A 12604-nucleotide genomic window follows, 5' to 3' on the forward strand; every position below is an offset into this window, starting at 1 on the left:
CGGTGGCGGTCAGACCGACAGCCAGGCCGCCGTGTCCTGGGGCAGCCGGCCGGCGCCGTCCAGCGGACCGCTGGTGAGCAGCAGCCGGGTGTGGGCGGGTAGTTCGGCGGGGTCGGCGCCGAGGTTGACCACGCAGACCGCTCCCGGGGCGCGGGTGAAGGCGAGGACGCCGTCCGGAGCGGGCAGCCAGGTCAGCGGGCCGTCGCCGAAGCGGGGTCGGGCGGCGACGGCCCGCTGGTAGAGGGTCAGCATGGACTCGTCGTCGTCCCGCTGAAGGTCGGCCGCGTACGCCTCCCAGCCGGCCGGCTGCGGCAGCCACGGCTCCTCGCGCGATCCGAATCCCGCGTACGGCAGGCCGGCCGCCCAGGGCATCGGGACCCGGCACCCGTCCCGGCCCGGGTCGGTGCCGCCGGACCGGAAGTACATCGGATCCTGGATGCGGTCCACCGGGATCTCGGCCTCGGGCAGCCCCAGTTCCTCCCCCTGGTACATGTAGACCGCGCCGGGCAGCGCCAGGGACAGCAGCGCGGCCGCGCGCGCCCTGCGGGTGCCCAGCTCCAGGTCGGTCGGGGTGCCGAAGGCCTTGGCCGCGAAGTCGAAGCCGGTGTCCCGGCGGCCGTAGCGGGTGACCGTGCGCGTCACGTCGTGGTTGCACAGCACCCAGGTGGCGGGCGCGCCGACCGGGGCGTGCTCGGCGAGGGTGGTGTCGATCGACGCCCGCAGCCGCTCCGCGTCCCAGGGGCAGGACAGGAACGAGAAGTTGAAGGCGGTGTGCAGTTCGTCGGGGCGCAGGTAGCGGGCGAAGCGCTCGGTGTCGGGGAGCCAGACCTCGCCGACGAAGACACCGTCATAGGCGTCGGCCACCGCCCGCCAGGAACGGTAGATGTCGTGCAGGTCGTCGCGGTCGACGAAGGGGTGCGGCCGCGGGTCCGTGGCCAGGTCGGGCAGGTCCGGGTCCTTGGCGAGCAGGGCGGCGGAGTCGATGCGGACGCCGGCCACTCCGCGCTCGAACCAGAACCGCAGGATGTCCTCGTGCTCCTGGCGGACCACCGGATGGGCCCAGTTGAGGTCGGGCTGCTCCGGGGTGAACAGGTGCAGGTACCACTCGCCGTCCGGCAGCCGGGTCCACACCGGTTCGGTGGAGCCGAGGAACTGTGACGGCCAGTCGTTGGGCGGGAGTTCGCCGTGCTCGCCGCGGCCGGGGCGGAAGTGGAAGAGTTCGCGCTCGGGGCTGCCGGGTCCGGCCGCCAACGCCGCCCGGAACCAGGGGTGCTGGTCGGAGACGTGGTTGGGGACGATGTCCACGATCGTCCGGATGCCCAGCTCCTCCGCCTCCGCGATGAGCTTCTCGGCCTCGGCGAGGGTGCCGAACGCCGGGTCGATGGCCCGGTAGTCGGCGACGTCGTAGCCGCCGTCCTTCAGCGGTGACAGGTACCAGGGGTTGAACCAGAGCGCGTTCACCCCCAGTTCGGCGAGGTACGGCAGCTTGGCGCGGACGCCCGCGAGGTCGCCGGTGCCGTCGCCGTCGCCGTCCGCGAAGCTGCGGACGTACACCTGGTAGATGACGGCCGAACGCCACCAGTCGAGGTCCTTCGGGGCATGGCTGGGCTGTCCCACTGTGCGTGCCTTTCTGTCGGAGGAAGGGCGTCAGCCCTTGGTGCTGCCCGCGCTGATCCCGGCGATGATGTGCCGCTGGAAGACGAGGAACAGCGCGACCATCGGGATGCTGGCGATCACCATCGCGGCGATGAGCACGGTGAGCTGGATGTTCTGCGACAGCTGGACCAGGGCCACGCTGATGGGCTGCTTGTCGGTGTCGGAGAAGACCATCAGCGGCCACAGGAAGTCCTGCCACACCGCGACCAGGGCGAAGATCGACACCACCCCGAGCACCGGGCGGGACATGGGCAGCACCACCGACCACAGGATGCGCAGCTTTCCGGCGCCGTCGATCTCGGCGGCCTCCAGCACGTCACGCGGCAACTGGTCGAAGAACCGCTTGAGCAGGTAGAGGTTGAAGGCGTTGGCGACGGCCGGCAGCCAGATGCCGAGCGGGTCGTTGAGCAGGCTGGTGTGGATGAAGGGCAGGTCGGCCGCGGTCAGGTACTTGGGTACGACCAGGGCCTGGGCCGGGACCATCAGGGTGGCGAGGATGCCGCCGAGGACCACGTTGCCGAAGGCCGGTCTCAGCTTCGACAGGGCGTAGGCGGCGGCCGTGCAGAACACCAGCTGGAAGGCCCAGGCGCCGGCCGCCTGCACCACCGTGTTCCACAGGTGCTGGGGCAGCTGCATCAGGTCCCAGGCGTCGGTGTACCCGGAGACGTGCAGGTGTTTCGGGATCAGCGTGGGCGGGGTCCGGGCGACCTCGTCCGGGGACTTCATCGCGCTGGTCACCATCCAGTACACGGGGAACAGGAAGGCGAGCGCGAAGAGCAGGACGACCGTGGTGAAGACGGTCCAGTAGACGGCCTTGCCGCGCGGGCGGGCCAGGGTCGCCGGGGAGATCAGGGTTCGGGTGGCGCTGCTCATCCGTCCTCCCCGGAGCGGGTCAGGCGCAGGTAGCCGGCGGAGAAGACACCGAGCAGCACCAGCAGCATGACGCTGAGGGCGCAGGCGCCGCCGAAGTCGTTGTAGAGGAAGGCGTACTTGTAGATGAGGTAGAGCACGGTGACCGTGGCGTTCTCGGGGCCGCCGCCGGTGATGACGAACGGTTCGGTGAACACCTGCATGGTCGCGATGATCTGAAGGAGCATCAGCATCAGGATCACGAACCGGGTCTGCGGGATCGTCACGTGCCGGACGCGTTGCAGGAGGCCCGCGCCGTCCAGTTCGGCGGCCTCGTAGAGCTCGCCGGGGATGGACTGCAGGGCGGCCAGGTAGATCAGGACGGTGCCGCCCATGTTGGCCCAGGTGGCCACGATGACCAGGGAGATCAGGGCGGTGTCGGCGCCGTTGGACCAGTTCGAGGTGGGCAGGTGCAGGAAGCGCAGCGTCTCGTTGGCGAGGCCGGCGCCCGGGTCGTAGAACCACTTCCACAACAGGGCGCTGACGACCGGCGGGATCATCACCGGCAGGTAGACCACGACCCGGAAGAAGGCCTTGGCGTGGCGGAGTTCGTTGAGGACCAGGGCCAGCACGAACGGGACCGCGAAGCCGATCAGCAGTGCCAGCAGTGTGAAGGTCAGGGTGTTGCGCCAGGCCGCCGAGAACTCGGGGTCGTGCAGGACCCGGGTGAAGTTGGCGGTGCCGACCCACTCGGGGGACGAGCCGGGCGTGTACTTCTGGAAGGCGATCACGACCGCGCGGATCGCCGGGTACCAGGAGAACAGCGCGAAGCAGATCAGTCCGCCGAGCAGGAACCCGTAGGCGCGGACCTGGTCGAGGAGCCGGCGCCGCCTCCGGTCCCCTGCCGGGGGCGGCGCCGGGGCCTGTCGGGCGCCGGCCGCCACGGGGGCGGGCCGGCGCTCGGCCGTCTTGGTCATCGCGGGTCAGCCCCGGGCCAGGATGCCGGCGATCTTCTCGTTGGCGTCCTTGAGGAGCTGGTCGATGTCGGCGTCCTTCTTGGTGAGGACGGCGGAGACCGTGCCGTCGAGGACGGAGTAGATCTGCTGGGCGTTGGGCGGCTCGATCTTCATCTGCAGGGACTGGTTGCCGTCCAGGAAGGCCTGGTAGTTCTCCACCGGGACGTTGGCGTTGGCCTTCTTGACCTCCTGGTCCTTGGCGTCGGCGGCGCCGGTGAACAGCCGCGGCTCGGGCAGGCCGACGGGCGCGTTGTTCTTCTTGGCGCGGGCGTAGTCGCCGAGGAAGCCGTCACCGGGGGTGAGGAACATGGAGTCGAGCCACTTGAGGCCGGCCTTGATCTGTGCCGGGGTGTCCTTCTTGTTGAACATGTAGCCGTCGCCGCCGATGAGCGTGCCCTGGCCGCCGGGCATCGGGCCGAGGGCGAGGTCCTTGTAGTTGCCGCCCTTCTCCTTGACCAGGATCGGGATGTTGTCCGGGGCGGAGAGGTACATGCCGAGCTTGCCCGAACCCATCATCTGCTGGACGTCGTTGATGATGAGGAGCTGCTTGCTGCCCATCGAGTTGTCGGTCCACCGCATGTCGTGCAGGTTCTGCAGGACGGCGTGGCCCTGGGGGGTGTCGACGGTCGCCGTCTTGCCGTCGGCGGAGACGACGTCGCCGCCCTGGGAGTACAGCTCGGCGGTGAAGTGCCAGCCGCCCTGGTTCTGCGCGCTGTAGTCGGCGTAGCCGACGGTGCCGTTGCCGAGGGCGGCGATCTTCTTGGCGTCGGCGCGGACCTCTTCCCAGGTCGTCGGCGGCTTGTCGGGGTCCAGGCCGGCCTTCTGGAAGAGCGCGCGGTTGTAGATCAGGCCCATGCTGTAGCCGGTGCGCGGGATGCCGTAGACCTTGCCGTCCACGGTGTAGATGTCGCGCAGCTGCTTCTGGATGGTGTCGTAGCTCTTGAGGTCCTTGAGGTACGGCGTGAGGTCGGCTGCCTGGTTGATGTCCACCACGTGCTTGGCGTCGGTGAAGTACGTGTAGAACACGTCCTCCATCTGGCCGCCGGCGAGCTTGGCGTCGAAGGTCTTCGGGTCCTGGCACGGGAACGCGTCGTGCATGACGACGTCGATGTCCGGGTTCTTCTTGCCGAAGTCGGCGGTGTCCTGGTCGAAGAACGAACGGTCGACCTTGGCGCTCTTCGGCGGCTCGCAGTTGACGGTGATACGCGTCTTGCCGCTTCCCGCGTCGTCGTCGTCGCCCGACCCGCAGGCCGAGGCCGAGAGTGCGAGGGACGAGCAGACGGCTGTCGCGACGAGAGCACGGCGGAACCCGGTGCTGGACATCGGTGGACCCCCCAGTACAGGAGCAGTGGCGCCGCACCGGGACCGGTGGGCGCCGCACACTCAAGCACCGGGGACAGCCGGGCGCAAGATGTCGCGCAGAATCTGTAATTATTCGACAGAGGATTGGCAGCGCCTTGGATCCGTTGTGAATCAGACCTTGGGCGCTTGCGCTGTCGAGCCCCGCACCACCAGCTCCGGCTCGAACAGCAGTTCCTCCGGCGGTACGGCGGTACCGCCGATCTGGACGTTCAGCAGCTCGACGGCGGCCCGGCCCATGGCCTCGATGGGCTGGCGGACCGTGGTGAGCGGGGGTTCGGTGCAGTTCATGAAGGCCGAGTCGTCGTAGCCGACGACGGAGATCCGGGAGGGCACCTCGTACCCCTTGCGCCGGGCGGCCCGGATCGCGCCGAGCGCGAGCGGGTCGCTGGCGCAGATGATGCCGGTGACACCCCGGTCGATCAGCCGGGAGGCGGCCGCGTGGCCGCCCTCGATGGAGAAGATCGCGCGGGCCACGTTCTCCTCGGGGACCTCGGCGATGGCCCGCGCGGCGGCGAGTTTGCGGGCGGAGGGGACATGGTCGCCGGGGCCGAGGACCAGGCCGATGCGCTCGTGGCCGAGGGAGGCGAGGTGCCGCCAGGCCTGCTCCACCGCGACGGCGTCGTCGCAGGACACGGCCGGGAAACCGAGGTGCTCGATGGCCGCGTTGACCAGCACCACCGGGATGTTGCGGTCGGCGAGCAGCCGGTAGTGGTCGTGGGGCGCGTCGGCCTGGGCGTACAGACCGCCGGCGAACACCACGCCGGAGACCTGCTGTTGCAGCAGCAGTTCCACGTAGTCCGCCTCGGAGACCCCGCCCTTGGTCTGGGTGCACAGCACCGGGGTCAGTCCCAGCTGCGCGAGCGCGCCGCCGATGACCTCGGCGAAGGCCGGGAAGATCGGGTTCTGCAGCTCGGGCAGGACCAGACCGACGAGCCGGGCCCGCTCGCCGCGCAGCTGGGTGGGGCGCTCGTAGCCGAGGACGTCCAGGGCCGAGAGCACCGCCTGCCGGGTGGCCTCGGAGACCCCGGGTTTGCCGTTGAGCACCCGGCTGACCGTGGCCTCGCTGACCCCGACCTTCTTGGCCACTTCCGCAAGTCGTCGCGTCATGAGCGCAAGGGTAGCGCAATTTACGCAAGCTGCTTGCGTAAGCGGAAGGACGGGGTCAGACGCGGCTGCCGGTCGCCGTGTCCGCCGACAGCCGCTGGGCGAGATAGATCGGTATCACCGACAGCAGCACGAGCACGGCCGCCACCACGTTCACCACCGGCGCCTGCTGGGGCCGGGTCATGTTGTCGTAGATCCACAGCGGCAGGGTCCGGACGCCGGGTCCCGCGGTGAAGGTGGTGACCACGATCTCGTCGAAGGAGAGCGCGAAGGCGAGCAGTCCGCCCGCGAGCAGCGCGGAGCGCACCAGCGGGAAGGTGACGTCGGCGAAGGCGCGGAAGGTGTGGGCGCCCAGGTCGGCCGCCGCCTCCTCGTAGTTGCCGGAGGTGCGGCGCAGCCGGGCGACGACGTTGTTGAAGACGATCACCACGCAGAAGGTGGCGTGCCCGACGACCACGGTGAACAGGCCGAGTCCGACGCCGAGCGGCGCGAGGACCGTGCCGAAGGCCGAGTTGAGGGCGATGCCGGTGACGATGCCGGGCAGCGCGATCGGCAGGACGACCACGAAGGACAGGGCGCCCCGGCCGAAGAAGCGGTACCGGGCGACCGCGAAGGCGATCAGGGTGCCGAGCACCAGGGCGATCGCGGTGGCGCCGAGCCCGGCCTTCACCGAGGTCCACAGGGCCTCGCGGGCGCCCGAGCTGTGCCAGGCGGCGGACCACCAGCGGGTGGTGAGGCCGGGCGGCGGCCAGCTAGCGCTGCGGTCCGGGTTCAGGGAGTTGACCAGGACCAGCAGCAGCGGCACGTAGATCACCGCGAAGCCGAGGCCGGCGGCGGCGCGCACCGCGATCCGCGCGGAACGGGAGAGTTGCACGGCGGACTCCTCTACAGGCTGCTCAGCGCGCCCGTGCGGCGCATCGCGAGCAGGTACAGCACGATGACGACGACCGGGACGGTGGCGAGGGCGGCGGCCATGGGCAGGTTGAGCTCGATGTTGGCGTAGACGAGGTTGCCGATGAGCTGGGTCTTGCCGCCGACGATCTGCACGGTGATGTAGTCGCCGAGGCTGAGCGAGAAGGTGAACACCGACCCGGCGGCGACCGACGGCAGCACCATGGGAAGGACCACGGACCGGAAGGTGCGGCCGGCCCGGGCGCCGAGGTCGGCGGACGCGTCGAGCAGGTTGTCCGGCAGCTGCTCCAGCGCGGTGTGGATCGGCAGGATCATGTACGGCAGCCACAGGTAGGTCAGGGCGAGCACGGTGGCCGGCAGCCCGAACCCCGGCCCGCTGAGCCCGAAGGGCTTCAGCAGCCAGTCCGCGAGCCCGCCCTCGGACAGGATCAGCCGCCAGGCGTACACCTTGACCAGGTAACTCGCCCACAGCGGGGTGAGGATGGCGACCACCAGGAGCGGGCGCAGCCGGGGCCTGGCCACCCGGGCGGTGTAGAAGGCGACCGGGAAGGCGATCACGGCGCACAGCACGGTCACCGCGAGGGCGACTCCGACGCTGCGCAGGACCACCTGCCGGTACACCGGCGTGGTGAACAGCTCGTGGAAGTTGTCGGTCGACCAGACCTTCACCACCTCGGAGGTGAAGGAGTCCGTCGTCCAGAACGCGGAGACGAACAGCACCGCCAGCGAGCCCAGGTAGAGCACCGCGAGCCACAGCAGCGGAGCGGTCAGCAGCAGGGCGAGGCGGAGCCGGGGGCGCCGGTGCAGCGCCCCCGCGGTCCGGGTGGGCAGGGTCATGGCTCAGCCCTTGATCTCGGTCCAGGCCTGCACCCATTTCGCGTACGGGACGCACTTCACGTCGGTACGGCCGTCCAGGCACTGCTCGATGGGCGTGTTCCAGAAGGCGATGTTCTTCCAGTAGCTCTCGTCGGCCGCGTGGTAGGTCGCGCAGAAGCTCTTGTCACTGGTGAGGTCGCAGGCCTTGGCGTTGGAGGGGGCCTCGCCGAAGTACTCGGCGACCTCGGCGTTGACCTTCGGCGAGACGATCCAGTTCAGCCACCGGTAGGCGCAGTTGGGGTGCTTGGCCTTGGCGGAGACCATCCAGGTGTCGGACCAGCCGGTGGATCCCTCCTTGGGCACGAAGGCCTTGACCTTCGCGCCTTCCCCGGCGGTGAGGTTGGCGATCACCTGCCAGCTGGTGCCGATCACGGAGTCGCCGCTCTTGAAGGCGGAGATCTCCTTGAGGTAGTCGCTCCAGTACTCGCCGATGTCCGCGTTCTGCTTCTTCAGCAGGGCGACGGCCGCGTCGAACTGCTTCTGGTCCAGCGCGTAGGGGTCCTTGATCTTCAACTCCGGCTTGGTGGCCTTGAGATACAGGGCCGCGTCGGCGATGTAGATCGGCGAGTCGTAGGCGGTGACATGCCCCTGGTACTTCGCCGCGTCGTCGAAGACCGCGGACCAGGAGGTCGGCGCGGGGCTGACCTTCTGTGTGTTGTACATCAGCAGGTTGGCGCCGCGGCCGTGCGGGATGCCGTACATCTGGCCCTTGACGGAGTTCCAGGCGCCGTTCTTCAGGCCGCCGAAGATGTACTTGTAGTTCGGTACGAGCCCGGTGTTGACCGGGGCCGCGTCGCCGGAGGCGATCAGGCGCAGCGACGCGTCGCCGGACGCGGAGACGGCGTCGTACTCACCGGTCTTCATCAGTTTGACCATCTCGTCGGAGCTGGCGGCGACCTTGGAGTGGACCTGGCAGCCGGTCTGCTTCTCGAAGTCGCCGACCCAGTCGACCTTGGGGTCGTCGGAGCCGTCCTCGACGTAGCCGGCCCAGGCGATCAGGTTGACCGCGCCCTCGCTCCTGCCGAGTTTCGCGAGGGGCCTGAGGTCGGGCGGGTTGAGTCCGGACGAGGAGCCGGAGCCGGAGGAGCCGCAGGCGGTGGCTGCCAGCAGCAGCGCGGCGACGGCGGCCGCGGCGCGGGGACGGATGAGGCGCACGACGTACTCCAGGGATGCCAGAGGTGCCAGGGGTGCCGGGGTCGAGGACGGCGGATCCGGTGGTGCGGGGTGGCGGGTCAGCCGGGGACGTGGACGGTGTGCCGGCGCTGCCAGCGCAGCCGGACGCGGGTGCCGCGGTAGGCGGCGACGTCCTCGGCGGAGGTGTCGAGGTTCTGCTGGAGCGCGGTGAGCCGGCCGCCGCCGTCCAGGTCGACCAGGAAGCGGGTGGCGTCGCCGAGGTAGACCACCTCGGCTACGGTGCCGACGGCGTCGGCGTGGTCCGGTCCGCCCGGCTCCGCGCTCTCCTTCAGCACCCGGATCTTCTCGGGGCGGACGCTGTGGGTGCCGCTCTCGCCGAGCACGCGCAGGGCGGGCTCGCCGGTGAGCAGGTTGGAGGTGCCGACGAAGGAGGCGACGAACGCGGTGGCGGGGCGTTCGTAGATCTCGGCCGGGGTGCCGACCTGTTCGATGCGGCCCTGGTGGAAGACGGCGACGCGGTCGCTCATCGTCAGGGCCTCCTCCTGGTCGTGGGTGACGAAGACGAAGGTGATGCCCACCTCCCGTTGCAGGGACTTGAGTTCGAGCTGCATCTGCTCGCGCAGCTTGAGGTCGAGGGCGCCGAGGGGTTCGTCGAGCAGCAGGACGCGGGGGCGTCCCACGAGGGCGCGGGCGAGGGCGACGCGCTGGCGCTGGCCGCCGGAGAGCTGGGCGGGGCGGCGGGCGCCGAAGCCGTCGAGGCGGACCTCGGACAGGGCCTTGCGGGCGCGGACCAGGCGTTCGGCCTTGGCGACCCGGCGGACCTTGAGGGAGTAGGCGACGTTCTGTTCGACGGTCATGTGCGGGAACAGGGCGTAGTCCTGGAAGACGGTGTGCACGTCCCGTTCGAAGGGGGCGCGGCGGGTGACGTCCTGTCCGGCGAGCTCGACCACGCCCGAGGTGGGGGTCTCGAAGCCGGCGATCAGGCGCAGGACGGTGGTCTTGCCGGAGCCGGAGGGGCCGAGCATCGAGAAGAACTCGCCGTCACGGATCTCCAGGTCGACGCCTGCCACGGCGCTGGTGTCGCCGAACGTCTTCCGCAGATCCCGCAACCGGATCGCGCTGGCCTCCATGGGCGGGAACCTTTCTGACGCTCTCCTGCGTTGCACCTGGTGACCGGAAAGATATGAAGTCATAGTTCAAAGCTCAAGACCCTGCCGAGGTAAAGCTTGGGTCAACGCATAGGGTGGTGGCCCGTGGAACAGCAGCAGACGGACGGCGGCGCCCGAAAGGCCGTCTTCGCCCCGGTGGACAGCAGCGCCCGGGTGGACGCCGTGGTACGCCGGATCGGCGACGCCATCGAACTCGGCCTGCTCGCGGACGGGGAGCAACTGCCCGGCGAGACCGAGCTGGCCGGACAGCTCGGGGTGTCCACGGTGACCCTGCGGGAGGCCCTGATGGCCCTGCGCCAGCAGGGGCTGGTCGTCACCCGCCGGGGCCGCGGCGGCGGCAGCTTCGTCGCCCTGCCGGACACCCCGGGCCGGGAGCGGCTGCTGGCGCGGCTGCGCGGCTGGAGCCCGGAGGAACTGCGCGACCTCGGCGACCACTGGGCGGCCCTGTCCGGCACCGCCGCGCACCTCGCCGCGCAGCGCACCGAGGACCACGACCTGGACCAGCTCCGCAGGACCACCGAGGAGCTGCGCAAGGCCCGCGGCGCGTCCGCGCGTTGCCGGCTGTACGGCCGTTTCCAGGTGGAGCTGGCCGCCGCCGCCCAGTCGGCCCGGCTCACCCGGGAACAGGTCGGCCTCCAGACGGAGGTCGGTGCGCTGCTGTGCCTTGTGCTCGGCGACGACGAATATCGTGAAGAGGTGGCGGACCGTCACCGGTCCGTGATCTCGGCCGTGCAGGATGGGGCGGACGCATCGGCCAGGGAGCTGGCCGAGCGGTGCGTGCGGGACTCGACGGCACGGCTCATCGCCCTGCGGCTGACCCTGTAGCCGCGCCGCGCCCCGCTCCCCCGTCCGCCGGAGGGCAGCATGAGCCGCGGCACCGTCCCCTCCACTCCCGTGGCCACCACACCGGACGCCGCCGAGGAGTACGTCGCCGAGCGGGTCGGCCGCGCCCTGGAGGCGGTGTTCGACGCCGTCGCGCAGACCCGGGCCGACACCGCCGCGCTGCTGGCACGGGTGGCCGCCGAGGACCGCATGCCGGTGACCGCGGACCTCGCCGCACTGCGGCCCGGGCTCCATCTGCGGCTGACCCGCGAGGAGTTGGTCTCGGGTGTCGGTTTCGTGACGGCACCAGGACTGCTGGCCGACGTGCCGGCCTGGCTGGAGTGGTGGCAGAGCGGCACCGACGGCGACCTGCGGCCGCTGCTGCTCGACCTCGACCCGCGCACCTCGGCCTACTCCGACTACACGCACTGGGACTGGTTCACGCTGCCCCGGGACACCGGGCGGCGGGCGGTGGCCGGGCCGTACGTCGACTACCTCTGCTCGGACGAGTACAGCCTCACGCTGTCCGCGCCGGTGGAACGGGCGGGCCGCTTCCTGGGCGTGGCCGCCGCGGACGTGTACCTACGGCACTTCGAGACCGCCGCGCTGCCCCTGCTGCGGGCGCTGCCCGGCCCCGCCAGGCTCGTCAACGCCCGTGGCCGGGTGGCGGCGTCGGCCGACCCCGCGCACCTGGCGGGCTCGCTGACCAGGGGGCCGGACTTCGCGGCCGTGCTGGAGAGCGGGCGGCCCGGCGTGTTCGGCGCGCTGCGGCTGGTGCCCTGCCGGGGCGTACCGCTCGTGCTGGCGGTGGCCACGGGATGAGCCGCGCCCCGCGGCGGCACACCACCGTGCGACGTCCCGCCGCGCGGCGGCCCGACGGGTGGCGTCGGGGTGGGAGGGCGTCCGGCCCGGCGCCGTCGGCGACCTGAACGCCGACGGTGCCGGGTCAGGCGTCGGGGGCGGGAACCACGGTCAGATGGGCGCCCAGGCCGCCGGGCCGGCGGGAGCGCCGTGGGGCGGCGGGCCGGGCGGCGGTACGCAGCACCAGGGTGTAACGCGCGTAGCCCATGGCCCCGAGGCACTCCGGGGTCTCGCCGACCACCCGGCACTCGGTGTCCCCCAGCAGCGGATCGGGGTGGCGCACCGGCCGGACGGCGCCGTCGAGCCGGGCACCGGCCTCGCCGACCGCGCGCAGCCAGTGCGGCAGCCCGTGGCGGTAGGCCGCCTCCATGATCGGGTCCTGCGCGATCTCCCGCCGGATCGACTGGAGTTCGTGGTCGTGGCCGTACCGCTCCAGGGTGGCCTTGAACTGGGCCAGCAGCGGCAGGCACCAGCCCGACTCGTGTGCGCCGAGCACCGAACCGGCGTCCGGGTGGAAGAGGACGAACCGGAGGAAGTTCTCGCCCGGCATGGCGGTGGGATGCGGGGCGACCTCCCCGAAAAGTGTCTCGAACGCGTCGTTCGCCAGCACCACGTCCCAGCGGTGGTCCACCACGAGGGACGGGAACGGAACCGCGTCCACCAGCACTGCGTAGTCCTGGAGGTACGCCTGGGCCTCAAGACTCTCGGGGACGGGCCGCGGCGCCGGCCGCCGCCCACCTGCCTGATATGCCATCGGGAGGTCACCCCTCTTGCCTATGCGGCCTTCTCGCGGCGATGTGATCCTGCTGCCCCACCCGGAGGCATGTCAACTATCGTGGCATT

12 protein-coding genes are annotated in these 12604 nt (G+C 70.8%); 2 read left to right on the forward strand and 10 right to left on the reverse strand.

Annotation, left to right across the window (positions count from 1 at the left end):
* Window positions 1-9: 9 nt before the first annotated feature.
* The 9 genes from ACFY3I_RS01740 to ACFY3I_RS01780 form a co-directional block, all read right to left on the reverse strand.
* Window positions 10-1617: a glycoside hydrolase family 13 protein gene (locus ACFY3I_RS01740; protein ID WP_390858870.1), complete on the reverse strand. Its 1608-nt coding sequence runs from the start codon at window positions 1615-1617 to the stop codon at window positions 10-12.
* Between the two features lie 30 nt (window positions 1618-1647).
* Entirely contained in the window at window positions 1648-2529 is an 882-nt protein-coding gene (locus ACFY3I_RS01745; protein ID WP_365296527.1) for a carbohydrate ABC transporter permease, read from the reverse strand.
* On the reverse strand, window positions 2526-3482 hold the full coding sequence (locus ACFY3I_RS01750) for a carbohydrate ABC transporter permease (protein ID WP_390858871.1): 957 nt from the start codon (window positions 3480-3482) through the stop codon (window positions 2526-2528). Before ACFY3I_RS01750 ends, ACFY3I_RS01745 begins: the two co-directional genes overlap by 4 nt.
* Window positions 3483-3488: 6 nt before the next feature.
* Window positions 3489-4844, reverse strand: a complete 1356-nt coding sequence (locus ACFY3I_RS01755; protein ID WP_390858872.1) for an ABC transporter substrate-binding protein — start codon at window positions 4842-4844, stop codon at window positions 3489-3491.
* A gap of 150 nt (window positions 4845-4994) precedes the next feature.
* Window positions 4995-5990: a LacI family DNA-binding transcriptional regulator gene (locus ACFY3I_RS01760; RefSeq protein WP_351314784.1), complete on the reverse strand. Its 996-nt coding sequence runs from the start codon at window positions 5988-5990 to the stop codon at window positions 4995-4997.
* A 55-nt stretch (window positions 5991-6045) separates the two neighbouring features.
* Window positions 6046-6861 (reverse strand): ABC transporter permease, encoded by an 816-nt coding sequence (locus ACFY3I_RS01765; protein WP_390858873.1) that lies wholly within the window; start codon window positions 6859-6861, stop codon window positions 6046-6048.
* Between the two features lie 11 nt (window positions 6862-6872).
* Window positions 6873-7736: an ABC transporter permease gene (locus ACFY3I_RS01770; RefSeq protein ID WP_390858874.1), complete on the reverse strand. Its 864-nt coding sequence runs from the start codon at window positions 7734-7736 to the stop codon at window positions 6873-6875.
* A gap of 3 nt (window positions 7737-7739) precedes the next feature.
* On the reverse strand, window positions 7740-8930 hold the full coding sequence (locus ACFY3I_RS01775; protein ID WP_390858875.1) for an ABC transporter substrate-binding protein: 1191 nt from the start codon (window positions 8928-8930) through the stop codon (window positions 7740-7742).
* A 77-nt stretch (window positions 8931-9007) separates the two neighbouring features.
* Complete coding sequence (locus tag ACFY3I_RS01780) at window positions 9008-10039, reverse strand: ABC transporter ATP-binding protein (protein WP_390858876.1); 1032 nt, start codon at window positions 10037-10039, stop codon at window positions 9008-9010.
* 123 nt (window positions 10040-10162) lie between these two features.
* Here ACFY3I_RS01780 and ACFY3I_RS01785 point away from each other — a divergent pair, with 123 nt between their 5' ends.
* Both ACFY3I_RS01785 and ACFY3I_RS01790 read left to right on the forward strand, forming a co-directional pair.
* Window positions 10163-10903 carry a GntR family transcriptional regulator gene (locus ACFY3I_RS01785; RefSeq protein WP_365288548.1) on the forward strand — a complete coding sequence of 247 codons (741 nt, stop codon included), beginning with the start codon at window positions 10163-10165 and terminating at the stop codon, window positions 10901-10903.
* Window positions 10904-10942: 39 nt separating this feature from the next.
* Window positions 10943-11722, forward strand: a complete 780-nt coding sequence (locus ACFY3I_RS01790) for a cache domain-containing protein (protein ID WP_390858877.1) — start codon at window positions 10943-10945, stop codon at window positions 11720-11722.
* A gap of 124 nt (window positions 11723-11846) precedes the next feature.
* Here the strand turns inward: ACFY3I_RS01790 and ACFY3I_RS01795 are convergent, their stop codons facing one another.
* A complete protein-coding gene (locus ACFY3I_RS01795; RefSeq protein ID WP_390858878.1) occupies window positions 11847-12515 on the reverse strand; it encodes a hypothetical protein in 669 nt (222 codons plus the stop codon).
* Window positions 12516-12604 lie beyond the last annotated feature (89 nt).

This window comes from Streptomyces sp. NPDC001068, from assembly GCF_042897315.1.
GTDB lineage: Bacteria > Actinomycetota > Actinomycetes > Streptomycetales > Streptomycetaceae > Streptomyces.

What these genes read in the sequence shown, in the direction of transcription:
- ACFY3I_RS01745 (WP_365296527.1), bottom strand. Translation starts at nt 2,529, where the DNA reads ATGAGCAGCGCCACCCGAACCCTGATCTCCCCGGCGACCCTGGCCCGC.
- ACFY3I_RS01750 (WP_390858871.1), bottom strand. Translation starts at nt 3,482, where the DNA reads ATGACCAAGACGGCCGAGCGCCGGCCCGCCCCCGTGGCGGCCGGCGCC.
- ACFY3I_RS01755 (WP_390858872.1), bottom strand. Translation starts at nt 4,844, where the DNA reads ATGTCCAGCACCGGGTTCCGCCGTGCTCTCGTCGCGACAGCCGTCTGC.
- ACFY3I_RS01760 (WP_351314784.1), bottom strand. Translation starts at nt 5,990, where the DNA reads ATGACGCGACGACTTGCGGAAGTGGCCAAGAAGGTCGGGGTCAGCGAG.
- ACFY3I_RS01770 (WP_390858874.1), bottom strand. Translation starts at nt 7,736, where the DNA reads ATGACCCTGCCCACCCGGACCGCGGGGGCGCTGCACCGGCGCCCCCGG.
- ACFY3I_RS01780 (WP_390858876.1), bottom strand. Translation starts at nt 10,039, where the DNA reads ATGGAGGCCAGCGCGATCCGGTTGCGGGATCTGCGGAAGACGTTCGGC.
- ACFY3I_RS01790 (WP_390858877.1), top strand. Translation starts at nt 10,943, where the DNA reads ATGAGCCGCGGCACCGTCCCCTCCACTCCCGTGGCCACCACACCGGAC.
- ACFY3I_RS01795 (WP_390858878.1), bottom strand. Translation starts at nt 12,515, where the DNA reads ATGGCATATCAGGCAGGTGGGCGGCGGCCGGCGCCGCGGCCCGTCCCC.